This window comes from Micromonospora craniellae, from assembly GCF_014764405.1.
GTDB lineage: Bacteria > Actinomycetota > Actinomycetes > Mycobacteriales > Micromonosporaceae > Micromonospora > Micromonospora craniellae.
The window spans coordinates 6,249,975-6,275,982 of sequence record NZ_CP061725.1; the positions used below are offsets into that span (position 1 = coordinate 6,249,975).

24 protein-coding genes are annotated in these 26,008 nt (G+C 74.0%); 16 read left to right on the forward strand and 8 right to left on the reverse strand.

Translation table 11 applies throughout. The features are described 5' to 3' along the window. The first annotated feature begins 42 nt into the window (after positions 1-42). Complete coding sequence (locus ID554_RS28390) at positions 43-1,269, forward strand: sensor histidine kinase (RefSeq protein ID WP_158573870.1); 1,227 nt, start codon at positions 43-45, stop codon at positions 1,267-1,269. Beyond that, positions 1,266-1,919 carry a response regulator gene (locus ID554_RS28395; protein WP_117231113.1) on the forward strand — a complete coding sequence of 218 codons (654 nt, stop codon included), beginning with the start codon at positions 1,266-1,268 and terminating at the stop codon, positions 1,917-1,919. The genes ID554_RS28390 and ID554_RS28395 overlap by 4 nt, the downstream gene beginning before the upstream one ends. A 47-nt stretch (positions 1,920-1,966) precedes the next feature. On the opposite strand, the gene ID554_RS28400 is transcribed toward ID554_RS28395, so the two are convergent. Beyond that, complete coding sequence (locus ID554_RS28400) at positions 1,967-3,541, reverse strand: FMN-binding glutamate synthase family protein (protein WP_117231112.1); 1,575 nt, start codon at positions 3,539-3,541, stop codon at positions 1,967-1,969. A gap of 263 nt (positions 3,542-3,804) precedes the next feature. Here ID554_RS28400 and ID554_RS28405 point away from each other — a divergent pair, with 263 nt between their 5' ends. From ID554_RS28405 to ID554_RS28420, 4 genes are all read left to right on the forward strand, one after another. After that, positions 3,805-5,481: a serine/threonine-protein kinase gene (locus ID554_RS28405; RefSeq protein ID WP_117231111.1), complete on the forward strand. Its 1,677-nt coding sequence runs from the start codon at positions 3,805-3,807 to the stop codon at positions 5,479-5,481. A gap of 37 nt (positions 5,482-5,518) precedes the next feature. Beyond that, positions 5,519-6,406 (forward strand): hypothetical protein, encoded by an 888-nt coding sequence (locus tag ID554_RS28410; protein ID WP_117231110.1) that lies wholly within the window; start codon positions 5,519-5,521, stop codon positions 6,404-6,406. 86 nt (positions 6,407-6,492) lie between these two features. Next, complete coding sequence (locus ID554_RS28415; protein ID WP_117231109.1) at positions 6,493-7,536, forward strand: mechanosensitive ion channel family protein; 1,044 nt, start codon at positions 6,493-6,495, stop codon at positions 7,534-7,536. Between the two features lie 205 nt (positions 7,537-7,741). Beyond that, positions 7,742-8,971 carry an MFS transporter gene (locus ID554_RS28420; RefSeq protein ID WP_117231108.1) on the forward strand — a complete coding sequence of 410 codons (1,230 nt, stop codon included), beginning with the start codon at positions 7,742-7,744 and terminating at the stop codon, positions 8,969-8,971. Positions 8,972-8,988: 17 nt separating this feature from the next. On the opposite strand, the gene ID554_RS28425 is transcribed toward ID554_RS28420, so the two are convergent. Beyond that, complete coding sequence (locus ID554_RS28425; protein ID WP_117231107.1) at positions 8,989-9,396, reverse strand: YchJ family protein; 408 nt, start codon at positions 9,394-9,396, stop codon at positions 8,989-8,991. A 91-nt stretch (positions 9,397-9,487) separates the two neighbouring features. On the opposite strand from ID554_RS28425, the gene ID554_RS28430 reads away from it, so the two are divergent. Together ID554_RS28430 and ID554_RS28435 are read left to right on the forward strand one after the other, a co-directional pair. Continuing rightward, on the forward strand, positions 9,488-10,201 hold the full coding sequence (locus tag ID554_RS28430) for an MBL fold metallo-hydrolase (RefSeq protein ID WP_117231106.1): 714 nt from the start codon (positions 9,488-9,490) through the stop codon (positions 10,199-10,201). A 51-nt stretch (positions 10,202-10,252) separates the two neighbouring features. Next, positions 10,253-11,056 (forward strand): hypothetical protein, encoded by an 804-nt coding sequence (locus ID554_RS28435; RefSeq protein ID WP_147333610.1) that lies wholly within the window; start codon positions 10,253-10,255, stop codon positions 11,054-11,056. On the opposite strand, the gene ID554_RS28440 is transcribed toward ID554_RS28435, so the two are convergent. Then, positions 10,942-11,550 (reverse strand): class F sortase, encoded by a 609-nt coding sequence (locus ID554_RS28440; RefSeq protein WP_117231117.1) that lies wholly within the window; start codon positions 11,548-11,550, stop codon positions 10,942-10,944. The two genes, ID554_RS28435 and ID554_RS28440, sit on opposite strands and share 115 nt — an antisense overlap. A gap of 127 nt (positions 11,551-11,677) precedes the next feature. Then, positions 11,678-12,169: a hypothetical protein gene (locus ID554_RS28445; RefSeq protein ID WP_117231104.1), complete on the reverse strand. Its 492-nt coding sequence runs from the start codon at positions 12,167-12,169 to the stop codon at positions 11,678-11,680. A 904-nt stretch (positions 12,170-13,073) separates the two neighbouring features. Between ID554_RS28445 and ID554_RS28450 the strand changes: the two genes are divergently transcribed. Next, positions 13,074-13,661 carry a hypothetical protein gene (locus ID554_RS28450; protein ID WP_191088651.1) on the forward strand — a complete coding sequence of 196 codons (588 nt, stop codon included), beginning with the start codon at positions 13,074-13,076 and terminating at the stop codon, positions 13,659-13,661. 186 nt (positions 13,662-13,847) lie between these two features. Here ID554_RS28450 and ID554_RS28455 read toward each other — a convergent pair whose 3' ends face one another. Next, on the reverse strand, positions 13,848-14,960 hold the full coding sequence (locus ID554_RS28455; protein ID WP_147333611.1) for a serpin family protein: 1,113 nt from the start codon (positions 14,958-14,960) through the stop codon (positions 13,848-13,850). Between the two features lie 124 nt (positions 14,961-15,084). Between ID554_RS28455 and ID554_RS28460 the strand changes: the two genes are divergently transcribed. Beyond that, positions 15,085-16,329, forward strand: coding sequence for a lycopene cyclase family protein (locus tag ID554_RS28460; protein WP_117231137.1), 1,245 nt, complete (start codon positions 15,085-15,087; stop codon positions 16,327-16,329). Between the two features lie 135 nt (positions 16,330-16,464). Beyond that, on the forward strand, positions 16,465-16,944 hold the full coding sequence (gene rnhA / locus ID554_RS28465; RefSeq protein ID WP_117231131.1) for a ribonuclease HI: 480 nt from the start codon (positions 16,465-16,467) through the stop codon (positions 16,942-16,944). Here the strand turns inward: rnhA and ID554_RS28470 are convergent. Beyond that, positions 16,941-17,813 (reverse strand): pentapeptide repeat-containing protein, encoded by an 873-nt coding sequence (locus ID554_RS28470; RefSeq protein WP_117231132.1) that lies wholly within the window; start codon positions 17,811-17,813, stop codon positions 16,941-16,943. The genes rnhA and ID554_RS28470 overlap by 4 nt on opposite strands. Before the next feature lie 138 nt (positions 17,814-17,951). Next, a complete protein-coding gene (locus ID554_RS28475; RefSeq protein ID WP_117231133.1) occupies positions 17,952-19,556 on the reverse strand; it encodes an LLM class flavin-dependent oxidoreductase in 1,605 nt (534 codons plus the stop codon). Between the two features lie 107 nt (positions 19,557-19,663). Between ID554_RS28475 and ID554_RS28480 the strand changes: the two genes are divergently transcribed. Beyond that, positions 19,664-20,221, forward strand: a complete 558-nt coding sequence (locus tag ID554_RS28480; RefSeq protein WP_117231134.1) for a MarR family winged helix-turn-helix transcriptional regulator — start codon at positions 19,664-19,666, stop codon at positions 20,219-20,221. Positions 20,222-20,260: 39 nt separating this feature from the next. On the opposite strand, the gene ID554_RS28485 is transcribed toward ID554_RS28480, so the two are convergent. After that, entirely contained in the window at positions 20,261-21,511 is a 1,251-nt protein-coding gene (locus tag ID554_RS28485) for a tetratricopeptide repeat protein (protein WP_117231135.1), read from the reverse strand. Positions 21,512-21,737: 226 nt separating this feature from the next. Here ID554_RS28485 and ID554_RS28490 point away from each other — a divergent pair, with 226 nt between their 5' ends. From ID554_RS28490 to ID554_RS32170, 4 genes are read left to right on the forward strand one after another with little or no spacing between them, the layout of a single operon-like run. Further along, positions 21,738-23,210: a flavin-containing monooxygenase gene (locus ID554_RS28490; protein ID WP_117231136.1), complete on the forward strand. Its 1,473-nt coding sequence runs from the start codon at positions 21,738-21,740 to the stop codon at positions 23,208-23,210. Further along, a complete protein-coding gene (locus tag ID554_RS28495; RefSeq protein ID WP_223884314.1) occupies positions 23,203-23,499 on the forward strand; it encodes a GntR family transcriptional regulator in 297 nt (98 codons plus the stop codon). Before ID554_RS28490 ends, ID554_RS28495 begins: the two co-directional genes overlap by 8 nt. A 46-nt stretch (positions 23,500-23,545) precedes the next feature. Further along, positions 23,546-24,967 carry an MFS transporter gene (locus tag ID554_RS28500; protein ID WP_223884315.1) on the forward strand — a complete coding sequence of 474 codons (1,422 nt, stop codon included), beginning with the start codon at positions 23,546-23,548 and terminating at the stop codon, positions 24,965-24,967. Continuing rightward, entirely contained in the window at positions 24,964-26,004 is a 1,041-nt protein-coding gene (locus ID554_RS32170) for an alcohol dehydrogenase catalytic domain-containing protein (protein WP_158573872.1), read from the forward strand. Before ID554_RS28500 ends, ID554_RS32170 begins: the two co-directional genes overlap by 4 nt. Positions 26,005-26,008: the final 4 nt, after the last annotated feature.

Sequence of the window (26,008 nt, forward strand, 5' to 3'; positions counted from 1 at the left end):
ACCGCCACCGGGCCACAGCCCGGGCAGGCCACCGCGCCAGGCGTGACGACCACCGTGCCACCGTCGGCGGGGACCGTCGGGACCGGGGACGCGTCGGCCGGTACCCGCCGACCGGCCGGGCGGGACGTCCTGGTCGGCACGGCGGTCTGGGTGCTGGACCTGGCGCTGTTCTCCACCGCCGGCTCCGACCTCGCCCGCGCCGGAACCGACGGCTCGACGGTTCTGCTGGTGGTCTTCGCGGCGCTCGCCCCGGTCGCCCTGCTCTGGCGGCGCCGGGCGCCGGTCAGCGTGTTCGCGCTGGTCTGGGCACTCGGCCTGGTCGGTACCGCGCTGGTGCCCGGCTACCAGCCGGTGCTCGGTGTGCTGGTGGCCCTGTACGCGGTGGGTGCCCACGCGCCGGTCGACCGCGCCTGGGCCACCGTCCCGGCCCTGGCGCCGTACCTGGTCATCGCCGCCAACGAGGCGTGGCTGGCGGGGCGGGACGACGCCGGCCGCCGTACCGCCGTCTTCGTCGGTCTTACCCTGGTCTACGCCACGGTCGTCGCCGGGACGTGGGCGCTGGGCCGGTGGGCCGGCAGCAACCGGCGTCGGCTCGCCACCGCCGAGCGGCTGCGGGTGGTCGAGGCGCAGCGGGCGGTCACCGACGAGCGGGCCCGGATCTCCCGCGAGCTGCACGACATCGTCGCGCACAGCGTGACGGTGATGCTGTTGCAGGCGGGCGGCGCCCGCCGGGTCGTGGCGACCGACCCGGACCGGGCCGGTCAGGCGTTGGCCCACATCGAGCAGGCCGGTCGGCAGGCCGTCGAGGAACTGCGGCGGATGCTCGCCGTCATCGCGCCCGGCGACCCACCCGCGCCCGGCGAGGAGCGGCATCCCGGGCCCGCCGAGGTCGACGACCTGATCGTCCGGATGCGGGAGGCCGGGCTGCCGGTCACCCTGACCGTCGACGGTCGGCCGCGAACGGTGGACCCGAGCGTGGGCCTGGCCGCGTTCCGGACGGTGCAGGAGGCGCTGACCAACACCGCCCGCTATGCCGGCCCGCAGGCCACCGCCACCGTGCGACTCACCTGGGGAGACGACCTGGAGGTCGAGGTCCGCGACACCGGCGGCACGGCGACCGGCGGGCTGCCGTCGACCGGGCGGGGACTGCTCGGCCTGCGCGAGCGCATCGCCGTGGTCGGCGGCGAGTTGGCCGCCGGGCCGCTCCCGGGCGAGGGCTTCCGGGTGTACGCGCGACTGCCGCTGCCCGCCGTGGCGGTGAACCCGTGATCCGGGTGTTGCTGGCCGACGACCAGCCGCTGGTGCGCTCCGGGATCGCGATGCTGCTCGCCGCCGAGACGGACATCGAGGTGGTCGGCGAGTGCGACGACGGCGCCGCCGCGATCGAGCTGGCCCGCCGGATACGCCCCGACGTGGTGCTGATGGACGTGCGGATGCCGGGCATCGACGGGGTGGCCGCCACCCGCCAGATCACCGCCGAGGCCGCCGGGATGCGGGTGCTGGTGCTCACCAGCTACCACGTCGACGACGCGGTCCGCGCCGCGTTGCGGGCCGGCGCGTCCGGGTTCCTGCTCAAGGACGCCGTACCCGACGAACTGACCCTGGCGGTCCGCGCGGTCGCGGCGGGGGAGGCGTGGCTGGATCCGGCGGTGACCCGGGCGTTGCTGACCGAGTTCGCGGCGCTCGGCGAGCACCGCGCGCCCACCACCGCCGAGCTGGGCCGGCTCACCGACCGGGAGCGGCAGGTGCTGGTGCAGGTGGCGCACGGGTTGTCCAACGCCGAGATCGCCGCCCGGCTGCACATCGGCGACGCGACGGTGAAGACACACGTCGGCCGGGTGCTGATGAAACTCGGACTGCGTGACCGTGCCCAGGCGGTCGCCGCCGCCTACCGGGGCGGGCTGATGCCGCCGGTCTGACCGGGCCCGTCGGCGCGTGCCGCCCAGTCGGTGGTACGCCGCCGAACTCACCTCCGGGCGGTAGGGGACGGGGGAGCGCTGCCGCCCTGGGGCGCCTCGGTGGACATCAGGTCCACGATCGCCCTCCGGTCGGCGGCCGAGGGCAGGCCCCAGTCGGGCTGGTACCCGTACACCTCGCGTAGCGGGGTGGAGGTGGTGCGGCCGCCGAGGATCTCGACGGAGTCGGCGTCGATGAGACCCGGGTGTTCCACCCCGCACGCCTCGGCCACCTTCATCAGGTCCCGCCGCAGGGTCTTGACGTAGTGCGCGGCGCGCTCGGCCTTCGACGTCGGGTCCAGGCCCCGGGCCAGCCAGGCGTTCTGGGTGGCCACCCCGGTCGGGCAGCTGTCGTCGTGGCACTTCTGCGCCTGGATGCAGCCGATGGCGAGCATCGCCTCGCGGCCGACGGCGAGCATGTCGCAGCCGAGCGCGAAGGCGACCACCGCGTTGTCGGGCAGGCCGAGTTTGCCGGCGCCGACGAAGACCACCTGCTCGTGCAGGTCGCGTTCGGCAAAGACCGGATAGACCCGGGCGAAGCCCTGCTGGAACGGCAGCGACACCGAATCGGTGAAGATCAACGGTGCGGCGCCGGTGCCGCCCTCGCCGCCGTCGACGCTGACGAAGTCGACGCCCCGGTCGGTGTCCCGCATCAGGTCGGCCAGGTCGGTCCAGAAGCCCAGGTCGCCGACGGCGGACTTGATGCCGACCGGCAGGCCGGTCTCGGCGGCCAGCAGCTCCACCCAGTCGAGCAGACTGTCGCAGTCGGAGAACTCGGCGTGCCGGGACGGGCTGACGCAGTCCCGGCCGACCGGGATGCCCCGGGTCTCGGCGATCTCCGCCGACACCTTCGCCGCCGGCAGCAGCCCGCCGAGGCTCGGCTTGGCGCCCTGGCTGAGCTTGATCTCCAACGCCCGGACCGGGTTGGCGGCCACCACGTCCTTGAGCCGGGCCAGGTCGAACCGGCCCCGGTCGTCGCGGCACCCGAAGTACGCGGTGCCGATCTGGAGGATCAGCTCACCGCCGTTGCGGTGGTAGGACGACACCCCGCCCTCGCCGGTGTTGTGCAGGCAACCGGCGAGGGCCGCGCCCCGGTTCAGCGCCTCGACCGCCCGGCCGGACAGCGAACCGAAGCTCATCCCGGAGATGGCCACCACCGACTCGGGCCGGAAGGCGCGGGCGCGACCCCGGGCCGCGCCGAGCACCTTGGCGACCGGCAGCCGGACGTCGTGACCCATGGTCGGGATCGACGGGGGGACCGTCCGGCCGAAGGTGCGGTGCTTGATGATCGGATAACCGGCGGTGTACTCGATGTCGTTGTCGGTGCCGAACCCGAAGTAGTTGTTCTCCTGCTTCGCCGAGGCGTACACCCAGCGGCGCTGGTCGCGGGTGAAGGGGCGTTCCTCGTTGTTGTCGGCGACGATGTACTGCCGCAGCTCCGGCCCGATCGACTCCAGCAGGTAACGTGCCCGGCCGAGCACCGGGAAGTTGCGGCGCAGCGCGTGTTCGCGTTGGAGCAGATCGCGTGCGGCGAGCGCGGCGAGTGCGGCGACGGCGGCGGGTACGGCGTGACGAGCCCATCTCATCCCGCCACACTTTCCGACTCCGCGCCAGGTCAAACGTCCTGGCGGGGCGGCTCAACCACGGACCAGGGACGGCCGCACCACCCCGTCGCCGATCGCGCCCCGTGTGCCGCGCCGTCCGTCGGCGACCTCGTCGATCGGACGAGCCGCCGGGCGACCACCCGGCCGACGACGGCACCTGTCGGGCGGATGGCCCCGCCGGCGCAGGCGGCCACAATGAGCAGCGTGCCCACCCTCACGCTGGGCGGAGCGCGGGGAGCGGCGACATGACCGGATGGCAGGTACCCGGATACACCCTGGTCCGGCGGCTCGGCGCCGGGGCGTCCGGCACCGTCGACCTCGCCGTGCACGACGCCACCGGCACCCCCGTCGCGATCAAGTACCTGACCGGCCAACTCCACGACGAGCTGTTCCGGTACGCCTTCCGCGACGAGGCCCGCTTGCTGGCCGACATCGACGACCCGTACGTCTGCCGCCTCTACGAGTACGTCGAGGCACCCGACGGCGCGGCCATCGTGATGGAGTTGGTGAACGGCGTCTCGCTGCGCCAGATGCTGCGCGCCCAGGGGCCCACCACACCGGAGTCGGCGCTCTGCGTCCTCAAGGGATCACTGGCCGGGCTGGCCGCCGCGCACGCGCACGGGGTGGTGCACCGCGACTACAAGCCGGAGAACGTGCTGGTCACCGCCGAGGGCACGAGCAAGCTGGCGGACTTCGGCATCGCCATGCCGGTCGGCGCCGACGCCGGCGGCAGCGTCACCGGCACACCCCGCTACATGGCCCCCGAGCAGTGGACCGGCGCCCCCGCAGAACCGGCCTGCGACATCTACGCCGCCACCGCGACCTTCTTCGAATGCCTGACCGGCCGTCCCCCGTACGACGGGCGGGACCTGGCCACCCTGCGCCGACAGCACGCACGTGCGCCGATCCCCACCGACCCGGCCCCGCGACCCGTGCGCGGGTTGCTGCGGCACGGCATGGCCAAGCGTCCCGCCGACCGGCCACAGCCCGCCCGGGTCTTCCTCGCCGAGCTGGAGGAGACGGCCGTCGGCGCGTACGGGGCGGACTGGGAGGAACGCGGACTGCGGGAGCTGGCCCGGCGGGCCGCACTGCTGGCCGCCCTGTTCCCGTTCCCGGACGGCAGCGGCGGCACCGTCAGCGTGGCCACCACCACGCTCGGCACGACCGCGGCCGGTGAGGGCGCCGGCCGCCGGTCGGCGTCGCGGCGGACCGGCCGGGCCCGGGCGGCGCTGGTCGGCGGTGGCGTGGTGGTGGCCATGCTGGTCGGTGGCGCCGGGTTCGGCTACGCGGCGATGGACGCACCGCCGGTGCCCACCGGTGCGGCGTCCGAGGCGACGACGGACCTGACCGGGTCACCCGCGCCGACCGAGGCCACGCCGACCCCCACGCCGACCCCCACGCCCACGCCCGGACCCACGGCCACCCCCGCCCCGACGTCCGTCGCACCCCCCGCCCCGACCGGCGGCACCGCCACGGCCACGCCGACCGGCTCACCGACGCCCACCGTCGATCCCACACCGTCCACGGCGACTGCGTCACCGTCGCCGAGCACCAGCTCCGCGCCGCCACCGGACGTCACCGCGCCCACCGTCGGTCGGGTCGCCGCGAGCCCGACCACACTCGATCCCGCCGGTTGCCCGTACGGGCCCACCGCGAGCATCGTCACCGCGCTCGTCCAGGACGACCGCGCGGACGCCGACGACCTGCGGGTCCGCGTGCGCTACACGATCGAGAAGCAGGCGTACGAGCGACGCATGGACCCGGCCGGCGGCGGTCGCTTCCGGGGCGTACTCGCGGACCTGCCCCGCCCGGCGAACACCACCCGGATCCCGGTGACGGTGGTCGCGACCGACGCCGCCGGCAACACCACCACCGGTGACCCGACGTACGTCACCCTCTACTCCTTCTGCACGCCGGGCTGACCGGGCGCGCGTACCTCGACGACCCGGGAGACCCGCCGTGACCCAGCCCGACGACCCGACCCACGCCCTACCGCCCCGACCCGTACCGCCGCACCCGACCACGCCACCCCCGACCGACGATCCGACAGTCCACCTGGACGCCGCCGAGCCGACGATGCACCTGGACGCCGCCGAGCCGACGATGCACCTCGGCCGCACTGAGACGGCGGCTCGGCCGGACACTGCGGAGTCGACCGTGTCGCGGGACGGGACGGTGCCCTGGGGCACGTTCGACCTCGACCTCACGCAGGGCACGCCCTACCAGCCGCCCGGCACGGTCGCCGCGACCTCGGCCACCGGCGGCACGCCGGGCGGGGCGTACCCGGGACGATCCGGGACCGTACGCACGACGGCAGCGCGGAGCGGTGCGCTGGCGGCGCCGACCACCGGGCCGGGCGGTGAACTGCGCTTCGGGCCCGGTGTGCCGGCCGCGCCGCCATCGGCGCCTGCGTGGCCGGCACCGCCGCCGCGCCGCAGGTCCCTCTGGCGCCGTTTGGTGTCGGCGTTGTCCACTGTGCTCACCCTCGCGCTGCTCGCTGCGGTCGGGCTCTGGATCTGGCAACGGATGAACCCGCTGGAGATCAGCGGTGTGAGCGTCGCGGTGCCCCGGCCGGCGGGGGAGCGGTGCGACGTCACCGTCGACGTGATCGCCACCGTACGCACCAACGGCCGTCCGGGCACCATCGAGTACCAGTGGCTCCGGTCCGGGAGTGCGCCGGGCACCCTGCTGACCGAGCGGGTCGGCCCAGGGCAGCGGACCGTGGAGCTGACTCTGCGGTGGACGTTCAGCGGGGTCGGCAGCACCACCGAGACGGCCACGGTGAACATCGTCGCGCCGTCATCGACGCAGGCGGTCACCGAGGTCGCGTACTCCTGCCCGGGCTGAGGGCCGGACACCCGCGACGTTTCTCGCGCAGCGCCCGGGGGTAGGTCGGGCCAGACGAACCGACCGTCCCTGCAAAGGACCATTGGATGCGAGACAACTTCGGCGACGCGGTGGGGGACACCCTCCGCGCGATACTCCTCTTCCTCCCCAAGGCCGTCGCCTTCGTGGCGATCCTGGTGGCCGGCTGGCTGATCGCCAAGGCGGTGCTGAAACTCGTCGGCCGGCTGCTGGAACGCGTCGGCTTCGATCGGGCGGTCGAACGCGGCGGCATCCGTCGGGCCTTGGCCCGCTCCCGGTACGACGCCAGCGACATCGTGGCGCGGCTCGCGTACTACGGGATCCTGCTGCTCACCCTCTACCTGGCGTTCGGCATCTGGGGCCCGAACCCGATCTCGGACCTGATCGCCGGGGTCATCGCCTGGCTGCCCCGGGCCTTCGTCGCCATCGTCATCGTGGTGGTCGCCGCCGCCATCGCCAGTGCCGTCAAGGACCTGATCTCGGGTGCGCTCGGCGGACTGTCGTACGGCCGGCTGCTGGCCACCGTCGCCTCGGCGTTCATCCTCGGTCTCGGCATCATCGCGGCACTGAACCAGATCGGCGTGGCCACCGCCGTCACCACCCCGGTGCTGATCGCCGTGCTCGCCACCGTCGGCGGCATCCTCGTCGTCGGTGTGGGCGGCGGGCTGATTCGCCCGATGCAGAGCCGCTGGGAGTCGTGGCTGTCCCGCGCCGAGACGGAGTCGCGGACCATCGCCGAACACGCCCGCGCCTACTCCGCAGGCCGCCGCGAGCGAGAGGAACAAGCCGCCGCGCCGCCCGCCACCCCGGTCTTCGCGACCGGGTCGTCGTCGGGTGCGCCGGTGCCGGACGATCCGGAGGCGACCCAGGTCGTCACCCCGCCCCGCATCGACTCCGACCCCACCACGCCGTTGCCGCGCCAGTCGGCGGCGAGCCACGACGACCCGGACGCCACGACGGCGTTCCCGCGCCAGTCCGCCACGACGCCCGACGACCCGGACGCCACCCAGGTCACGCCGGCCGGCCCGGACGTGCCGGCGCCGCGCCCGGCGGCCGATGACAGCGAGTCGACGATCATCCTGCCGAAGACCGACGGCCAGTCCGGTCGCTGAGTCGACGGCATCGCCACCTCGCGGGACGGGACCGGTCGGTCCCGTCCCGCGACGCGTCCGGCAACCCGGTGGCACGGGGTGGTGCCACCGCATAGCATCTCCGCATGAGCTGGCGACATTGATGCCCTGACCGAGGCCGGGGGCCACCCTCGGACGCCGTGCACACCGGTGTCCGTAACCGCCCCCACCCCTCCGGAAGGCCTCGATGAACCCCGCCTCCACCGCCGGCCGTCGCCTGGCGGCCACCCTCTACGCGTACACCTTCCTCACCGACCTGATCCTGCTCTACCCGGTGTACGTGCTGCTGTTCGCCGACGCCGGGCTGTCGGTCGGGCAGATCTCCTCGCTGTTCGTGATCTGGTCGCTGGCCAATCTGGTGCTGGAGGTGCCCGCCGGTGCGTGGGCCGACGCGACCTCCCGGCGAACGGCGCTCGCCCTGGCGCCACTGTGCAGCGCCGTCGGCTTCGGCCTGTGGACGTTCCTGCCGTCCTATCCGGCGTTCGCCGTCGGGTTCGTGCTCTGGGGCGCCGGCGGTGCGCTCGCCTCCGGCGCGCTGGAGGCGCTGGTCCACGACGAACTCGACCACGTCGGCGCCGCCGACCGGTACGCCCGGACCATCGGTCGGGCCCGGACCGCCGGCACCGCCGGTGTGCTCGGGTCGATCCTGCTCGCCGGGCCGGTGCTCGGGCTCGGCGGCTACCCGGCCGTCGGGGCGGCCAGCGTCGCGGTCTGCCTGCTGGCCGCCGCCGTCGCGACGCGCTTCCCCGAACACCGGCGCCCCACCGCCGAGTCGACCACCGAACCCCACGAGCCCGGCTGGTGGCAGGGGCTGCGGTCGGGCGTCGCCGAGGCGCACGGCAACCGCTCCGTACGCGCGGCGGTGCTGCTGGTGGCGGTGGTCACCGCGATCTGGGGCGCGCTGGAGGAGTACCTCCCACTGGTGGCCCGGGACACCGGCGTCGCGCTGACCACCGTGCCGTTGCTGCTGCTGGTGGTCACTCTCGGGCAGATGGTCGGCGGGCTGCTCGCCCCGGCCGGGCAGCGGCTGCGCACCGGCGGGTACGCCCTGCTACTGGCCGCCTCGGCGGTGGCCCTGGCCGCGGGGGTGCTGCTGCGCCGGCCGGTGGGGTTCCTGCTGGTCGCGGCGGCGTTCGCCGGCTTCCAGCTCGCCTCGGTGCTGGTCGACGCCCGCCTCCAGGCCCGGATCAGCGGATCGGCCCGGGCCACCGTTACCTCGCTGGCGGGCACGCTCACCGAACTGACCACCATCGCGGTGTACGCCGGATTCGGTCTGCTCGCCACGGCGACCGACAACGCGTGGGCGTTCGCCCTGGCCGTCGTGCCATACCTGCTGGTCGCGGCGGCGCAGGTGCGCCGCGCGGGCCGGACGCGACGCGGACCGGTCGACGTGCCGCCCGCCCGGATCGACGCGTGACCGGCACCGCGCCCGGGTCAGGACCCTTCGGCGTCCAGGTAGACCCAGCGGCCGTTCTCCCGGACGAAGCGGCTGCGTTCGGTCACCGTGCCGGGATCGCGGCCCTCGCGGTAGTGGGCGCGGAACGCGACGGTGCCCGTGCTGTCGAACAGCCCGCCACCGTCGGTGCCGACGACCTCCAGCCCGGTCCACCGCTGCGCAGGATCCAGGTGCAGGCGCGTCGGGCGCGTCCGGCTGTGCCAGCTCCGCATCAGATAGTCCCGGTCACCGACGGCGAACGCCGCGTACCGGGACCGCATCAGTGCCTCGGCCGTCGGCGCGTCCGCCTCGCCGCGGTGCAGTCGCCCGCAGCAGTCCGCGTACGGCACGCCCTGCCCGCAGGGACACGCCCCGGTCACCTCGGTCCGCCTGTCTCGCTTCGCCACCCCGTCATCCTCTCGGCACCGGACCCGTCGGGCTCCGTCGGGGGTGTGGCGCGCCCCGGACATCGGGGGAGGTGGATGGTATGGTGCGCCGATGGCGCGGTCAGCGGCAGTGGCCATCGCCCCGGGTGTCTGGCGTATCCCGACCGTGGGCAGGGCCTTCATCAACTCGTACCTGGTCGACGACGACGGCAGTGTCACCCTGGTGGACTGCGGGATACGTCGCGCACCGGCCCGGATCGTGCGCGGACTGGCCGCGATCGGCAAGCGCCCGGCCGACGTGACCCGGATCGTGCTCACCCACGCCCATCCCGACCACGTCGGTGGGGCGGCCGAGGTGGCTCGCCGTACCGGTGCGCCGATCGCGTTGCACGCCGCCGACATGCCGTACGCCGAGTCGGGTACCCCGCCGCCGAGGGACCCGACCGTCGGCGGCGCCCGGCTGTTCGGTCGCCTCGCCTCGGGCCGGTTCCCGGCCTTCGAGGTGGCGCAGCCGTTGACCGACGGGGACCTGCTCGATGCCGGCGGGGGACTGCGCGTGGTGCACACCCCCGGCCACTCCCCGGGACACGTGTCGCTGCTGCACGAGCCGACCCGGGTGCTGATCACCGGCGACGCGCTGTTCAACGTGGCGGGCATCCGGTGGCCGGTCAAGGCGTTCTGCACCGACTTCGAGATGACTCAGCAGACCGCCCATGTGCTCGGCGAGCTGGAGTACGACGCGGTCGCCTTCACCCACGGCCCGGAGATCACCGAACGGGCCCGGGAGCAGGTCCGGGGTTTCCTCAGCCGGTTGTCCGACGGGTAGGGCGCCGGTCAGCGGGTCCGCGCGCCGCGCCGGCTGCCGAACGACTCCATCGTGGTCGCCCTCCGCTTCGGCGCGCCCGCTGCCCGGGACCGGGCGGCGGTGGCCTGGGTGGCCGACGTCTTCCTGGTCGCCGCCTTCTTTGCGGTGCTCTTCGTGGCCGGCGCCCGCCCACCGGCGGCTCTGCTCGCCGGTGCCCTCTTCGCCGCCGCCTTCTTCGCGACGGTGGTCTTCTTCGCGGCAGGCGCCTTCTTCGCGGCGGTGGCCTTTGCGGTGGTGGCCTTCCTCGCGGCGGTGGCCTTCGCGGTGGGGCGCCGGGTCGGGCCCGCGGTGGCGGAGACCGCCTTCTTCCGTGCCGTCCGTGCGGAGGTCGCCGCTGCCGTACCGGCGGTGGTCCTCCTGCTCGTGGCCTTAGCGGTCGCCGCCTTGCTGCCCGTGGCCTTGCTGCCCGTAGTCTTGCGGGCCCCTGTCGTGCTGGCGGCTGCCTTGCTGGTCGCGGCTCTGCTGCCGGTCGCCGTGGCGGTCGTCTTCCGGGCCGCCGCCGTCCCGGTGGACCGCGTCGTCGCCGGGCTCGTCCTCTTCGCTGCCGTGCGCGACGACGCGGCCGTGCCCGCTCCGGTGTTCTTCCTGATCGCTGCCTGGGCCATCGTTGCTCCTCGGGTCTGCTGTGGACGCTCGGGTCTTCCCGTCGTCCGGATGGTCGAACGCGTGCCACCGGCAGCGCGGGCTCACGCCGTGCGGGCTCACGCCGTGCGGGTGGCGAAGACGATCACGTTGTCGACGTACTCCCCGCGTGCCGGGTCGAACCGGCCGCCGCAGGTGATCAGCCGCAGCCCGGCCCGGCCGCCGGGACCGTAGACCAGGTCGGTGGGAAACCGCTCCTTCGGGTACGCCTTCACCGCGTCCACGGTGAAGCGGGCCACCGTGGCGTCGACCCGGGCGATGTGGACGGTGTCACCGGGGCGCAGCCGCCCCAACTCGAAGAAGACGGCCGGGCCGTCCCGCGAGTCGACGTGGCCCACCAGGACCGCGTTGCCGATCTCACCCGGGCTGGCACCGGGCCGGTACCACCCGGCGACCTGCGGGCGGTCCAGCGACGGCACCTCCAGCGCCCCCGAGGCGTCGGCGGCGACCGGCACCAGCGGGGCGCGTACGCCGATGGCCTCGATCCGCACCTCGACGGGGTCGGCGCGCGGCAGCGGCGGCAGGCTCGGCGCGGTGCCCGCCCGGTGCGGAGCGCCGTCGGGCTGCGGCGGCCCGGACGGCAGCCGCCCGAGTCCCGCGCCGACCAGCGCGACACCGGCCGCCGCGAACAGCGCGAGCAGCACGCGTCCCCAGTGGTACGCCCGCACGGTCACCTCCGTTCGCGGATGTCGGACGGCCGGCGGGGTACCTGCCGTGCGGTGTCGCCTCGGGTGCCCGCACCGTGGAGCACGGCGCGGGCACCCGTCGCAGGAAGGGTGGAGTGTGCCGGGCGTGTCACAGACGCGCGGCGGCCTCGGCGTGCCGGCGGCGGCGGGCCAGGATGACGCCGCCACCGAGCGCGGTGGCGATCAGCGTCGCCCCGGTGGCCAGGCTGCCGAGCCCGTCGTCGCTCGTGCGACCCCCGGCCTGAGCGCCCCCGATCGGGGTGACCGTGAACGTGGTGCTGCCGTCGGAGGTGCCGTCGCCGCAGGTGGCGGCCACCGTGTACGTGCCGAGGGTGAAGCCGGCGGTGAACAGCTCGGCGCTCAGGCCCCCGCCGGCCGCAGCGGTGGTGGAGCGTACGTTCTGGTCCCGGTCGGGCCCGGTGACGCGGAAGATCGCGTCGCCGGTACTCGGGTTGCAGGTGGTCGCCGTCAGCACGACGGTCCCACCGACCGGGGTGGTCGCCGGTGACACCGTGGTGTCGGCCCATGCGACTCCGGGCAGGAGCAGCGCGCCCAAGGCGATGCTGCCCGCAGCCGGTACGAGAACTCTGGTTGCCTTCATACGCGTCTTCCCTCACTTTTCGTCCGCTGACTGCGTGGGACGTCGTTCGGGTGGCCAACTCCGCGACTAGCACCGGTGTGCCCAACACTAGGTGGGCTTGAGACTCGATCCGGTGAAAATGAGAAATCCTCGTTGCTGTCACGTGTCCGCCCCACCCGACTCGGGCGTCGCCGAAGGTCCGGCCACGCGCCCGGCGGGCACGGGCATCCGGTCGATGTCGGCCTGCCGCTCACTGGGACCCGTGGGCGGAAGGCGAGGTCGTCCCAGCCTCGCGCCGATCGTGGCAGCCGTCCGGTTCCCGGCGACCGACCCCCGACGTCCCCCACGCCGCATCCCTCGCACCCGACCGGCCCAGCCCAGCCCAGCCCAGCCCGGCCCGGGCCGGGCTGGGCTGGGCCGGGCCGAGTTGATCAAGAGGTTTGAGCCGTGGATCCTCCGGTACTGGTGCCAAACTTCTTGGTCAACGGGGAGGGGCGTGGGCAGCGGGCGGGAGGGCTGTCGGGCCAGGGGAAGCGGGCGGACGTCTGCGTCGACTGGGCCGGGTGTCCGGTTTTCGGGGTGCGTCGGTGGGCGCGGGGCGGAATCCGGGGTGGGTTGGGGGTGTTGTATCGGGTGGCTGGCCGAGCAGGGTCCCCGCCCCGGCGGGTGGCCGGGCGGGTGTCGGAATGACTCGGCCCGGTCAGTGGTTATACCTGGTCCCGACGCCGTGAGGGCTTGCGGATGTGCCCCCGGGAATGACCCGGGCCGGCAGGTGGTTGTGCATCGACCCGACGCCGTGAGCCGGTCTCGACCCCCATGAGAGAGCGGTGCGTCGGATTCCCCCTCTTTGTCTTCTTAGCGCCTGACGGCGTTCGCGTCGCCCTTGTCTCCCCTGGGTGGCGTCTACCCCCGAATGGAGCTTGTGATGAACTCGAAGCTGTTGCGTAAGAGTGTTCTGGGTGTTGCTGGTCTGGCGTTTGCTGGTGGTGTGTTCGCCGGTCCGATGATGCAGGCTGAGGCGATTTCCGTCACCACCTCCCCGGTCGCCGCCGTTCAGGCGGACAAGCCGGACACCGGGAAGTTGATGCCGCATGGTGTGCAGGGCGCCCAGTCCCGCATCGACCTCTCGGACGAGCAGACCGGCAACGTGAAGGCGATCATCGCGGCGACGAAGAAGGCCGGCATGGATGAGCGTGCCGCGGTGGTCGCGATCGGTACCGCCTTCCAGGAGTCGAAGTTGGAGAATCTGGGTCATCTGGGTGACCGTAACGATCACGACTCGCAGGGTCTGTTCCAGCAGCGTCCGTCGAGTGGGTGGGGCACGGTGGAGCAGATCACCGACCCGGAGTACTCGACGCTGGCGTTCCTGAAGGGTTTGAAGCAGGTCGACGGTTGGGAGGACATGCCGTTGACGGTGGCGGCGCAGACGGTGCAGGTGTCGGCGTTCCCGGACCACTATGCGCAGTGGGAGCAGCAGGCCGCTGACCTGGTCGCCGAGCACTGGAACAGCTGACCCGAGACTTTCCTCGCACCATTGGGGGAGCAAGAACGCCGCTGGCCGGCACCCGTACCCGGGGTGCCGGCCAGCGGCGTCTCCACGCACCGCACCGCACCGCACGCACCGCACGCGGCATGCTGCGCGGTGGGATGTTAGGAAGGGTCCCTTCCTCTACACCAGGCGATAGCAGGGGACCCCTCCTTACATGAGGTCGGGGTGGGTGATCCAGCCGGTGACGAGGACGAGGCCCGTCGGTCGGTGTACGGCGACGAAGCCGAACGGCCGGTCGATGGTCAGGCTGACCAGCCGCTTGCGTACGGTGGCCGGCCGGGGCATCGCACCGACCCGCATCGCGAACGCCGTCACCACGGCGGCGGAGAAGCCGGTGGTGTTGAACGTGGCGGTGGTGTTCTGGACGGCCTGGGTGATGAACAGTCGCGCGGTGATGCCGGGGAAGTGGTCCCCACCGGGGTCGGTCGCCGTCGTCAGCCCGAACAGGGCGGACTGCCGCAGCAGGTCGTGGGAGGCGTCGACGGTGAACGCGACGGTGGAGACCGTCAACTCCGGTGTGGCGTCCGAGGCGTCCACGATCTGCTCGCTCACCCCGGGCCCCGCAGTGAGCGGCAGGGCCGGCGCGTGGCCGTCCAGTGCGTCGATCGCGGCGGGCAGCACCTCGGCGGGACCGCGTCCGGCCGGGCCCAGGGCGAGGACGACGTCGACGTCATCGGTGCCCTCGACCGTCAGCAGGCTCACCGGCCCGGCGGTGGCGTCGGTCACCCGTAGGGTGCTCAGGTCGCGGCTGCGTCGACGCAGACCGGCGAGGTGCCGTCCCGCCCACGGGCCCTCGGTGGGCCGGCACGACGTGCTGTGGAAGGCGTTCTGCCAGGTGGTGAGCACCGACAGCGCGCTGGCGAGGACCATCGCCGTGCCGGTGGTGGCGCGTACCGGCATGGCGCTGATCCGACCGTCGGTCTGCGCGGCGGCCCACGCGTCCAGCGCCGCCTGGTCGACGGTCTCGTCCCCGGTCAGCTCGCCGCGCAGGGCGGCCGGCACCTCGGTACGCCACCGGTCGGACAGGGGCAGGCCACGCCGCGTCCAGAAGCCGAGCGCCATCCGGGTGCTCGGGGAGTCGGTCAGGTCCACGCCCGTCGGGTCGCCGACCACGGCCGACAGTTCGGCCCGGGCCGGCCCGTCCGCGTACCGGGCGAGCACCGCCAGCAGCGGATGCACGCCCGCGCCGGAGAGCACGGTGGCCTTGTTGTCCAGGGTGGCGGCCCAGCGGGCGGTGAGCGCGTTCGCGGCGCGGGTACTCATGACGTCCTCCGGTGACGGCACGCGGCACGGTGACGCGCCGGTCCGGTGACCCTACCGGCCGTCGCGTCGACCCGCTTCGGGCCCGACACCACCACGGGCACGGCCGGTGTGGCAGCGTGACCGGATGAGTTCCGTGCCGGTCGACGTCGACCTCGCCCTGGTCGGCGGGGGTGGTGCCGCCTCGCTCGTGCTGGCCGCGCTGGCCCGGCACGGCGTACGCGACCTGCGGATCGCGGTCGTCGACCCGGTGCGCCGGCGTGGCCAGGACCGCACCTGGGCGTTCTGGGACGAGCCTGGCAACGACCTGGACGAACTGCTCACCGCGAGCTGGACGCAGGTCGAGGTGGTCACGCCCGGCACGCACCGCACCCTGGACCTGGCCCCGCTGCGGTACGCGATGCTGCGCTCGGGCCCGATCTACGACCGCGCCGCCGAGGCGGAACGGCGTCTCGGGGTACGACGGATCGTCGCCGACGCCGAGGCGCTGCACGACGACGGTGACCGGGTGGTGGTGCGTACCGGCGACGGCCCGCTGCGCGCCGCCTGGGTGCTGGACTCCCGGCCCCGGCCACCGCGACGCCCCGGGCGGACGAACTGGTTGCAGCACTTCCGTGGCTGGTGGCTGGCGGCGGACCGGCCGGTGTTCGACCCGGAACGGGCCGTGTTGATGGACTTCCGCACCCCGCAGCCGGCCCGGGGCGTCTCGTTCGGCTACGTGTTGCCGGTCGACAGCCGATACGCGCTCGTCGAGTACACCGAGTTCGGACCCGACCTGCTCACCTCACCGGGGTACGACGCGGCGCTTCACGGCTATCGGGACCTGCTCGGGCTCGACCCGGCCCGGCTCACGGTGACCGAGGTGGAGAATGGTGTCATCCCGATGACCGACGGGCCGTTCGTGGCCCGTCCCTCGCCTCGGGTGGTCCGGCTCGGCACGGCCGGCGGTGCCACCCGACCGTCTACCGGATTCACCTTCACCGCGATGCACCGCCAGGCCGAGCAGGTGGCCCGGGAGGTGGCGGCCGGGCGCGATCCGGTGCCGGTGCCCGCGTACCCGCCTCGGCACCGCTGGATGGACGCGGTGGCGCTGCGGGCCCTGGACCGGGACCTGGTCGGTGGTCCGGAGTTCTTCGGTCGGTTGTTCGACCGCAACCCGGCGCCGCGGGTGCTGCGGTTCCTCGACGGCGGCACCACCCGTGCCGAGGACCTGGCGGTGATGCGCTCCACCCGGATGCTGCCGATGGTGATCGCCGGCGTGGCCGATGCGGCCGGACGGCTCCGCGACCGGATCGCGCCGGGCCGCCGTCCGCCCTGGAGCGTGCCGCCCGCCGTGGTCGCCCCGCCGGACGCGGACGCCCCGCCGCGCTGACTCTCCGCTGTGCAAGGAAGGGTCCCCTACTAACGCCTGGTGTATAGGAAGGGACCCTTCCTTGCACAGGGGGCAACCGTGAGCCGGTCGGGGTGCCGCGTCCGGCCGCCGGGGAGCCTTCGGTAGGTTTGCCCCATGGTGGACGAGGCGGCCGGTCGGGTCGTGCGGATCTGGACCGACGGCGCGTGCAGCGGCAATCCCGGCCCGGGCGGCTGGGGCGTCCTGCTGCGCTACGGCTCCCACGAACGGGAGCTGTGCGGTGGTGAGGCGACGCCGACCACCAACAACCGGATGGAGCTGACCGCCGCCATCGAGGCCCTGGAGAGCCTGACCCGTCCGGTCACCGTCGAGCTGCACACCGACAGCACGTACGTCCGCAACGGCATCACCAGTTGGTTGGCGTCGTGGAAGCGCAACGGCTGGCGGACGGCGGCGAAGCAGCCGGTGAAGAACGCCGACCTGTGGCAGCGGCTGGAGGCGGCCTGTGCCCGACACCAGGTCACCTGGCTGTGGGTCAAGGGCCACAACGGGCACCCGGAGAACGAACGGGCCGACGCGCTGGCCAACCAGGGGATGACCGAGGCGCGGGCGGCGGTCGCCTCGACCCGCCGCTAGCGCCGGGACGTCCGGCGGCCCGCCGGACGAGGGGGCAGCGGCATCGCGGACCAGTGCGGCGGCCGGGTCATCCGATCCGGCAGCCGGGTCCGCCGGTCACCGCGCGCGGCGTCGACCTGCGCCTGGTGCAGGAACAGCGCGCCGGTCAGGTCGGCCCCGCCCACGGCGGCCCCGCGCAGGTCCGCGCCGGTCAGGTCGGCGCGGGTCAGGTCCACCCCGCGCAGGTCGGCGCCGATCAGCACCGCGCCGCGCAGGTTCGCCCCCCGCAGGTCGACCCGGCGCAGGTCCCGGCCGACCAGCACGGCGCCGCGCCGGTCCGAGCCCGGCGGGCCGCCCCGGGCCCGGGCCAGGTCGCCGGTACGCGACAACAGCCGGTTGACCGTTGACCGGTGTGCCTCGACGTCGAGGGCCAGCAGGTCCTGCGGGCTGCCCCCGGCCAGCCGGTCGGTCTCGGCGAGCGCTTCGGCCAGTTCCTCGCGCAGCGCGGCGGGTGGACGCAGGGCCAACGCCTCGGTCAGGTACCAGAGCAACTCGTGCAGCGGACGCATCACCGCGAACACGTCGAACATCAGCGGCGCGTTCTCCGGGGCGGCCCGCCAGTCCCGGCCGCCGAAGGTCTCCTGCGCGACGCGCTGGCCCGCCCCGTGACAGTCGAAGACCGTACAGCCCGGGAAGCCGCGATCCCGCAGGTCGGCGTGGATGTCGCAGGCGAAGTCGGACCGCAGGTTCCGGCAGGGCTGCCCGGCGGGCTTGTCGACCGCGAAGTCGGCCGACGCGGCGAACGCCGGGGCCACACAGCAGAGCCCGAAGCACCGCCCGCAGTCGGCCCGCAGCCGGCCGTTTTCCGCGCCGGTGCGGTGCGACTCCACCGTCGGCCGGTCCGGCCCGGTCGCCGACCTCGTGGACCCCTTCGACACCGGACCTCCCCGTCTCGCCCCACTCCGGCACCCATTGTCCCCGCCCGCCTCGGCCCGTCCGCGACCGCATGGCGGCCACCGGGTGAGAGGTCAGTGCGCGCCCAGGCGGGCGATCGGCTCGACCAGCTCACGTTCCTCGTACGCCAGGTGCGACAGCAGCGTGTCGCTGAGCAGGTCCACGGCGGCGCGCAGCTCGGCCGTCCCGTCCTGGGTGGCGACGAACGCGACCAGCGCCCGGTCGACGCCTTCCAGCACGTCGTGGATGGCGTGGTGCTCCGCCTCCAACCGGTCGATGACCGGCGTGAGTCGGGAGTCGGCGCGGCGCAGGTGCGGGAAGAGCGCGCGGTCCTCGAGGGTGTGGTGCGTGGTCACCACCCGGCAGTAGGACTCGCAGTAGGTGCCCAACGTCCACTTGTTCTGCCGCATGGTCATCGTGTTGATGTGGGAGCGGGCGGCGCCCACGTCCACCAGCCCGGCCGCGACCTGCTCGATCAGGTCCTGGATCTGGGCCAGCTCGCTGCGCAGACCGTCGTGGACGTCGATCAGGTGCTGGGCGCCGGCCTGCTCGTGTGCCGTGTAGGTGCGGGTCGGGTCGGGTGTCGGGCCGGTGGGGCGGGCCGACTCGTCCCACACCCGCACGTCGCTGCGGCGTACGCCGTCGTCGGGCGTCGGCGCCACGGCGAAGGCGCTCGACCCGAGTACGGCCCGGGTCCGCGCCGGCCGTGCGGTCCGACCGGCGGCGGCCCGGGTCGGACCGCCTGGTGACGGGACCGTCCGGTCGGCCGTCGCGGGCGTGTCACCGCCGCGACCGCGCTCGGCGGCGACCAGTTCCTGGGTGGCCGGAGCCACCTCGGCGGCGAACCGCCGCAGGTCGTCCGGGTCGTCCGTGCCGAGGATGAAAGTGCTGACGCCGTCGGTGAGGGCGAGGTCGGCCAGTTCCTCGGCCCACTGCTCGGCCGGGCCGTCCAGCGGCCCGCGGCCGGTCGCCGTGAACCGCCCGTTGACGTTGAGCAGCCGTCGTACGTCGCGCGGCGACCGGCCGGCCTCGGTGGCCGCGTCGTCGATGACCGTGTTCCCCCTGGCCAGGTCGCCGGGTTGCAGGTAGGCCAGCGACGGCAGCCAGCCGTCGGCCCGCCGTCCGGTCAGCGCGAGCATCCGGGGCTTGTACGCGCCGAGCCAGATGCCGACGTCGTGGGCTGGCGCCGGACCGCGTTTCGCGCCGACCGCCCGGTGGAACTCGCCGTCGACCCGGACGCCGCCCCGGGCATCGGCGTCCCAGATCTGGCGGATGATCTCGATCGCCTCCTCCAGGGCCCGTACGCCCTGGCCGGGGGTCAGACGTCGACCACCCATCGCCTCGATGGCGTCCCAGAACGCCCCGGCGCCCAGTCCGAGTTCGATCCGGCCGGAGCTGAGCAGGTCGAGGCTGGCGACACTGCGGGCGAGCACGGCGGGCGGTCGCAGCGGCAGGTTGGTCACGTTGGCGGCCAGCCGCACCCGCTCGGTGCGCGCGGCGACGAAGCTGAGCAGTGTCCAGGTGTCCAGGAAGGCCTGCTGGTAGGGGTGGTCCTGGAAGGTGACCAGGTCCAGCCCGACCTGCTCGGAGAGCATCGCCAGGCCGACCGGCCCGGCCGGTTCGGTGTTGCCGGGCGTGAGGAACGACCCGAAGGTCAAGGGGTGCCCGTAGTCACTCATGTCTGCCTTCCTTCCCGTTCGCGGGGCGATCATCCCGTGCCACAGATGTTATTGCTGACAGAACATCATTGCTCAATAAAATCTGTGATCTGGGTTAACCTGTGAGGATGACCGGTCCGCAGGCCAGCGATCCCCGCACCGACCCGATCACCGACGACCTCGGCTGGATGCTCGGCGTCGTCTTCCGGGCCTACCTCCGTGCGGCCGACCACGTCGCCAGTGACCTGCCCGGCGGGCCGCGCGGCTACCAGGTGCTCGTCGCGGCCGACCGGGAACCCGCCCGCAACCAGGGCGCCGTCGCCGAGGAACTGGGCATCGACCGCACCGTGCTGACGTACCTCATCGACGACCTGGAGCGCGACGGCCTGGTCGTGCGCCGGCCCGACCCCGTCGACCGGCGCAGCCGCCTGGTCACCCTCACCGACGCCGGCCGCGACGCGGCCCGACGACGACGCGAGGCACTGGCGGGCGTCGAGACGCGACTGCTCCACACGCTCACTTCCACCCAGTGCGGCGAGCTACGCGACCTGCTGAAACAGGTGGCGTGCGCGGCCCAGGCCGACGACCCGCTCGTCGACCTGTGCCAGGCGGCCGAGGCGGCGACCGACGAACCGCCCACCCGCCGACGCCGTCGCCGGGCCACGCCCGGCGACCGACCGGGCTAGCGTCGCGCCGGTGCGGATCACCACGTACGCCGGTCGCTCTCAGCCCGATGTCGGCTCGGCGGGACGCGTGCCGGCCAGGCGATCGTCGGCCACCCGCTGACCCTCCTCGTCGCCGACCGACTCGTACTCGCGCAGCGCGGCCCGCCGCGCCTGGGCCGCGTCCAGGTGCTCGCCCATCGCGGCGTGCACCAGGACCAGATTGGCCAGCGCCGCCGCGTAGCCGCGTGAGTCGCCCAGCGAGCGGAACGTGTTCGCCGCCCGTACCAGCAGGTCGTGGGCGGCCTCCCGGTCACCGCGCGCCAGCCGTGCCGCACCCAGCCCCAGGTCGCTGAGGGCCTGCCCGGCCCGGTCGCTGCCGGCCCGGTGCCGACGGGACAACTCCAGGTGGGCCACCGCCTCGTCCAGCCGCCCGAGGTCGAGCAGGGCCAGGCCGAGATTCATCCGGGCCTGGGCGGTGTCCCGGCGTCCCTGGGCGGTCACCGCCAGGCTCAGCTCGGCCATCGCGCCGTGCGGGTCGTGCCGGCGACGCAGCACCACCCCCAGTTGGTTGTGCGCCCACCCGGCGATCTCCGGCCGCTGCTGAGCGGTCGGGTTGGCCAGCACCGTGCGGCAGAGGTCCTCCCACTCGTCCCGCCGCTCGGCGTGGGCGAGCCAGCCGCACGACGCCACCGCCAACCGGAACCACCAGCCGCGTACCCGCCGGGGCAGCGTCTCCACCGCGCCGGCCGGCACCTTGACCACGGCCAGCAGCAGATCCTGGTGCAGGGTGAACCAGTCGTACGGGTCATCGGTGGGCAGCCGCTGGTCCGCCTCCAGCGAACCGGCCGTCGCCAGCCCGGTCACCTGCCGCTCGGCCCGACGGGCCAGGTGCCGGGTCAGCCGCGCCTGCGCGTCCACCCGGCGGCGCACCGGCACCGTCTCCCGCAGATGCATCCGGGCGTACGGGGCGAGCAGTGGCCGGACCTCGTACCGGTCGCCGGACGCGCCGGTCACGAAGGCGCCGTCGGCCAGCTCGTCGATCAGCGCGGCGACTCGGTCCGGGCGGCGTCGGGCCAGCGCGGCGATGCTCGGCCGGTCCAGCGGCACCGGACTGAGCGACAGCAGCCGCCACAACCGGCGTGCCTCGTCACCCAGTGCGTGACACGCGGTGTCCTGCACGACGACCAGCTCGGTCACCGGCGAGACGTCGACCCGTTGGTGCGGGGGTGTGTCGGCGGCGCGGCGCAGCGCGTGCCGCACGTCGGCGTGCCGCCAGCCGTACGTCGTCGTCCGGCGGCCCAGTTCGGTCACCGTACGGGGCTGGTGGCCGCACAGCGCGACGATCGCGCTGCGCGCCTACCTGCGCGTGATCCGTGGCCACGCCGTACCCCTGGTCGACGCGGCCGTGGCGCGACGCCGCGCCGATCCCCCCCCCAGAGCGCCGCCGAACGCGCCCTGCTCGTCCCGGCCGCGGCGCTGCTCACCCCCACAGCCCGGTAGGGTCCGGGGCACCAGCAGGCCAGCGGGAGGCGGGGCGATGTCCGACCATGTCGACGTGCTCATCGTGGGCGCCGGTCTCTCCGGTATCGGCGCCGCCTGCCACCTGCGCCGCCGCTGCCCGGACAAGACGTACGCCGTGCTGGAGGCCCGCGACGACCTCGGCGGCACCTGGGACCTGTTCCGTTACCCCGGGGTGCGCTCGGACTCCGACATGTTCACCCTCGGCTACTCCTTCGCGCCGTGGACCGCCCCGTCGGCGATCGCCGACGGCGGGACCATCCTCGACTACCTCCGGCGCACCGCCGACGCGTACGACGTGACCCGGCACATCCGCTTCCGGCACCGGGTCGTCCGGGCCGAGTGGAACAGCGAGCGGGCCCGCTGGACGGTGCACGTGCAGCGCGCCGACACCGCCGACACCGCCGAACTCACCTGCGACTTCCTGTACGCCTGCACCGGCTACTACCGCTACGACGCCGGACACACCCCGCGCTTCCCCGGGCAGGAGCGCTTCGCCGGGCGGATCGTGCACCCGCAGCACTGGCCGGACGACCTCGACCACTCGGGGCGTACCGTGGTGGTGATCGGCAGCGGCGCCACCGCCGTCACGCTGGTCCCGGCGCTGGCGCGGCGGGCTGCCCACGTGACCATGCTGCAACGGTCACCGACGTACGTGCTGGCGCTGCCCGCCCGCGACGCGTTCGCCGACGCGCTGCGGCGGCGGCTGCCCGCCCGCCTGGCGTACCCGCTGATCCGGTCGAAGAACGTGCTGGCCACCGCCGCCACCTACCAGCTCAGCCGGCGGGCGCCCGGGCTGGTCCGCGCGCTGCTGCGGCGGGCCGTGACCCGGCGACTGCCGGCCGGCTACGACGTCGACCGCCACTTCACACCCCGCTACGACCCGTGGGACCAGCGGCTGTGCGTGGTTCCCGACGGCGACCTGTTCGACGCCCTGTCCGCCGGGCGGGCCAGCGTGGCCACCGACACGGTCGAGACGTTCACCGCGCACGGCGTCCGGCTCACCGGCGGCGCGGAACTACCGGCCGACGTCGTGGTCACCGCCACCGGGCTCGACCTGCTCGCGCTGGGCGGCATGACGCTACGGGTCGACGGCGCCGACGTGGACCTGCCGGGGACCGTCGCCTACAAGGGCATGATGCTCTCCGGCGTGCCGAACTTCGCGATGGCCCTCGGCTACACCAACGCCTCCTGGACGTTGAAGTCCGACCTGGTCGCCGAGTATGTGTGCCGCCTGCTGCGGCACCTGGACCGCACCGCGGCACGGATGGTCACCCCGCTCGCCCCGCCCGACGGGCGGCGGGCGCCGCTGATCGACCTGACCTCCGGGTACGTGCGCCGTGCCGTGGCGCACCTGCCGTCGCAGGGACACCGTCCGCCCTGGCGCCTGCACCAGAACTACCCGCGTGACCTGCTGCTGCTGCGCTACGGACGGGTCACCGACGCCGGGGTCCGGTTCGACGCGCCCCGCAGGAGTGCCGTCGATGCGTAGGTTCGACTTCACGTACGCCCGTCCGGCTGACCGCCTCACCGGCGCCCCGGTCCGGGAGGCGCTGCTGCGCCTGGAGGCCGAAGGGCTGGTCCGGCTCTATCCCAAGCGCGGCGCGCTGATCCTGCCGGTGTCCGCCCGCGAGATCGCCGACGTGGTGGAGGCCCGTCGACTGCGCGCCGCGCACGCCGCCGGTGACCTGACCGGCCTGATGGCCGCCGACCGGGCGTTCCACGCCACCGTGGCCGCACACATCGACACCTCCGAGCGCGTGTTCCTGGGGCCCCGGTGAACGCGCGTGACCGTGTGGTCGCCCCCCGGCACGTCGGTACCTCCTCGTGAGCGCGCCCGGCATCGAGGCGGCCCCACTCCCGGCACCTCCCGGCCGGGCCGTACTGGTCTGGGGGGTGGCGCTCAGCGCGTACATCGCGGCGATCTTCCACCGCACCTCCCTCGGCGTGACCGGGGTGGAGGCGACCCAGCGCTTCGACATCAGCGCCGCCACGCTGGCCACCCTCACCGTCGCGCAACTCGCCGTGTACGCGGTGATGCAGGTTCCGGTCGGGATGCTCCTCGACCGGTACGGCTCACGCCGGCTCCTGCTCGCCGGCGGCGTCCTGATGGTCGCCGGTCAGCTCGCCTTCGCCCTGGTCACCGACGTACGCCTCGCCGTGGCGGCCCGCGTCCTGGTCGGTCTCGGCGACGCGATGAGCTTCATCAGCGTGCTGCGCCTGGTCGCGTTCTGGTTCCCGGGCCGCCGTAACCCGCTGCTGGTCCAGTTGACCGGCACACTCGGCCAACTCGGCGCGGTCCTCGCCGCCGTACCACTGGTGGCGCTGCTGCAACACACCGGCTGGACCACCGCCTTCCTCACCGCGGCCGGCGGCGGCGCGGCCGTGCTGCTGGTGGTGGTCGCCGCCGTCCGGGATACCCCGCACCGGCCCGCCGTCCCCGCACCGGCCCCCGGCGGTGGGCGGCTCGCCGCCGCCTGGGCGCACCCGGGCACCCGGCTCGGGCTCTGGACCCACTTCGTCACCCAGTTCTCCGGCACCGTCTTCGCCCTGCTCTGGGGCTTCCCGTTCCTGGTTCAGGGGCAGGGCCTCAGCCCGACCGCCGCAGCCTCGCTGCTCACGGTGTTGACGTTGGGGATGCTGCTGACCGGGCCGCTCATCGCGCACCTGTGCGCCCGCCACCCGCAGCACCGCTCGGCGCTGGTCTTCACCATCGTCGGCGCCACCGCCGCCATGTGGACCGTGCTGCTCGCCTGGCCCGGCCGGGCACCGGCCTGGCTGCTCGTCACGCTGGTGCTGATCCTGGCCCTCAGCGGCCCCGGCTCGATGATCGGTCTCGACTACGCCCGGACCTTCAACCCGGTCAGTCGCCTCGGCAGTGCCGCCGGGATCGTCAACGTCGGCGGTTTCGTCGCCTCGATCACCCTGGTGCTCACCATCGGCGTGGTGCTGGACCTGGCCACCCCGGCCGGACAGGACACCCCCGACCTGACCGCGTACCGCTGGGCCTTCTCCGTGCAGTACGGGCTCTGGGCCGTCGGCGTGGTGCAGGTGCTGCGCTGGCGCAACGCCGCCCGCCGCGACCAGGGCGGGCACCGACCGACGGCAACCCGCGCCGAAGTCGCGCCGACCCGCCGGCCCGGCGGTAGGTTCGCCAACGGGTGTGACCGTACACGTCGCCGCCCTGGCGACGTCGCGGCGCAACGGCGGCGGCGCTTCGCGTCGGTGCGGACGAGGAGGAGAGCGTGAGCCAGCAGGTCAGGGGAGTCATCTCGCGCAGCAAGGGCACGCCCGTCGAGGTCACCGACATCGTCGTACCCGACCCCGGGCCCGGCGAGGCGGTGGTACGCGTGCAGTCCTGCGGGGTCTGCCACACCGACCTGCACTACCGCGAGGGCGGCATCAACGACGACTACCCGTTCCTGCTCGGCCACGAGGCGGCGGGCATCGTCGAACAGGTCGGCGCCGGTGTCGACGCCGTCGCGCCGGGCGATTTCGTCGTCCTCAACTGGCGGGCTGTCTGCGGCGTGTGCCGGGCCTGTCGACGGGGCCGCCCCTGGTACTGCTTCGCCACCCACAACGCCACCCAGAAGATGACCCTTCTCGACGGCACCACACTCGCCCCGGCCCTGGGCATCGGCGCGTTCGCCGAGAAGACGCTGGTGCACGCCGGCCAGTGCACCAAGGTGGACCCGGTGGCCCGGCCGGCCGCCGTCGGACTCCTTGGCTGCGGCGTGATGGCCGGACTCGGCGCGGCCATGAACACCGGCGGCGTGACCCGGGGAGACGTGGCGGCCATCCTCGCCGTGGTCGCCGGACGCCGGGTCACCGCGATCGTCGCCACCCACGCCCACGACGACCACGTCCGCGTCGCCCCGGAGCTGTCCCGCGTCACCGGCGCTCCGGTGCTGCTGCACCCCGCCGACCGGGTGCTCTGGGACATGGTGCACCCCGACGAGCCGCCCGGCGGCCGGCTCGCCGACGGTGAGGCGATCGAGGTGGGCGGCACCACGCTGACCGTGCTGCACACCCCCGGGCACAGCCCCGGCGCCTGCTGCCTGTACGCCGCCGACCTCGACGTGGTGTTCACCGGCGACACCCTGTTCGCCGGTGGCCCGGGCGCCACCGGCCGCTCGTACAGCGACTTCGGCACCATCGTCGACTCGATCCGGGACCGGCTGCTCACCCTGCCGCCGCAGACCGTGGTGCACACCGGCCACGGCGACAGCACCACCATCGGCGCCGAGGCGCCCCAGCTACCCGAGTGGCTGGCCCGGGGACATTGACCGC

Excerpts from the sequence above, each read along its gene's own strand:
- ID554_RS28400 (WP_117231112.1), bottom strand. The coding sequence starts at position 3,541 with ATGAGATGGGCTCGTCACGCCGTACCCGCCGCCGTCGCCGCACTCGCC.
- ID554_RS28405 (WP_117231111.1), top strand. The coding sequence starts at position 3,805 with ATGACCGGATGGCAGGTACCCGGATACACCCTGGTCCGGCGGCTCGGC.
- ID554_RS28415 (WP_117231109.1), top strand. The coding sequence starts at position 6,493 with ATGCGAGACAACTTCGGCGACGCGGTGGGGGACACCCTCCGCGCGATA.
- ID554_RS28420 (WP_117231108.1), top strand. The coding sequence starts at position 7,742 with ATGAACCCCGCCTCCACCGCCGGCCGTCGCCTGGCGGCCACCCTCTAC.
- ID554_RS28430 (WP_117231106.1), top strand. The coding sequence starts at position 9,488 with ATGGCGCGGTCAGCGGCAGTGGCCATCGCCCCGGGTGTCTGGCGTATC.
- ID554_RS28445 (WP_117231104.1), bottom strand. The coding sequence starts at position 12,169 with ATGAAGGCAACCAGAGTTCTCGTACCGGCTGCGGGCAGCATCGCCTTG.
- ID554_RS28450 (WP_191088651.1), top strand. The coding sequence starts at position 13,074 with ATGAACTCGAAGCTGTTGCGTAAGAGTGTTCTGGGTGTTGCTGGTCTG.
- ID554_RS28455 (WP_147333611.1), bottom strand. The coding sequence starts at position 14,960 with ATGAGTACCCGCGCCGCGAACGCGCTCACCGCCCGCTGGGCCGCCACC.
- ID554_RS28460 (WP_117231137.1), top strand. The coding sequence starts at position 15,085 with ATGAGTTCCGTGCCGGTCGACGTCGACCTCGCCCTGGTCGGCGGGGGT.
- rnhA (WP_117231131.1), top strand. The coding sequence starts at position 16,465 with ATGGTGGACGAGGCGGCCGGTCGGGTCGTGCGGATCTGGACCGACGGC.
- ID554_RS28475 (WP_117231133.1), bottom strand. The coding sequence starts at position 19,556 with ATGAGTGACTACGGGCACCCCTTGACCTTCGGGTCGTTCCTCACGCCC.
- ID554_RS28480 (WP_117231134.1), top strand. The coding sequence starts at position 19,664 with ATGACCGGTCCGCAGGCCAGCGATCCCCGCACCGACCCGATCACCGAC.
- ID554_RS28490 (WP_117231136.1), top strand. The coding sequence starts at position 21,738 with ATGTCCGACCATGTCGACGTGCTCATCGTGGGCGCCGGTCTCTCCGGT.
- ID554_RS28495 (WP_223884314.1), top strand. The coding sequence starts at position 23,203 with ATGCGTAGGTTCGACTTCACGTACGCCCGTCCGGCTGACCGCCTCACC.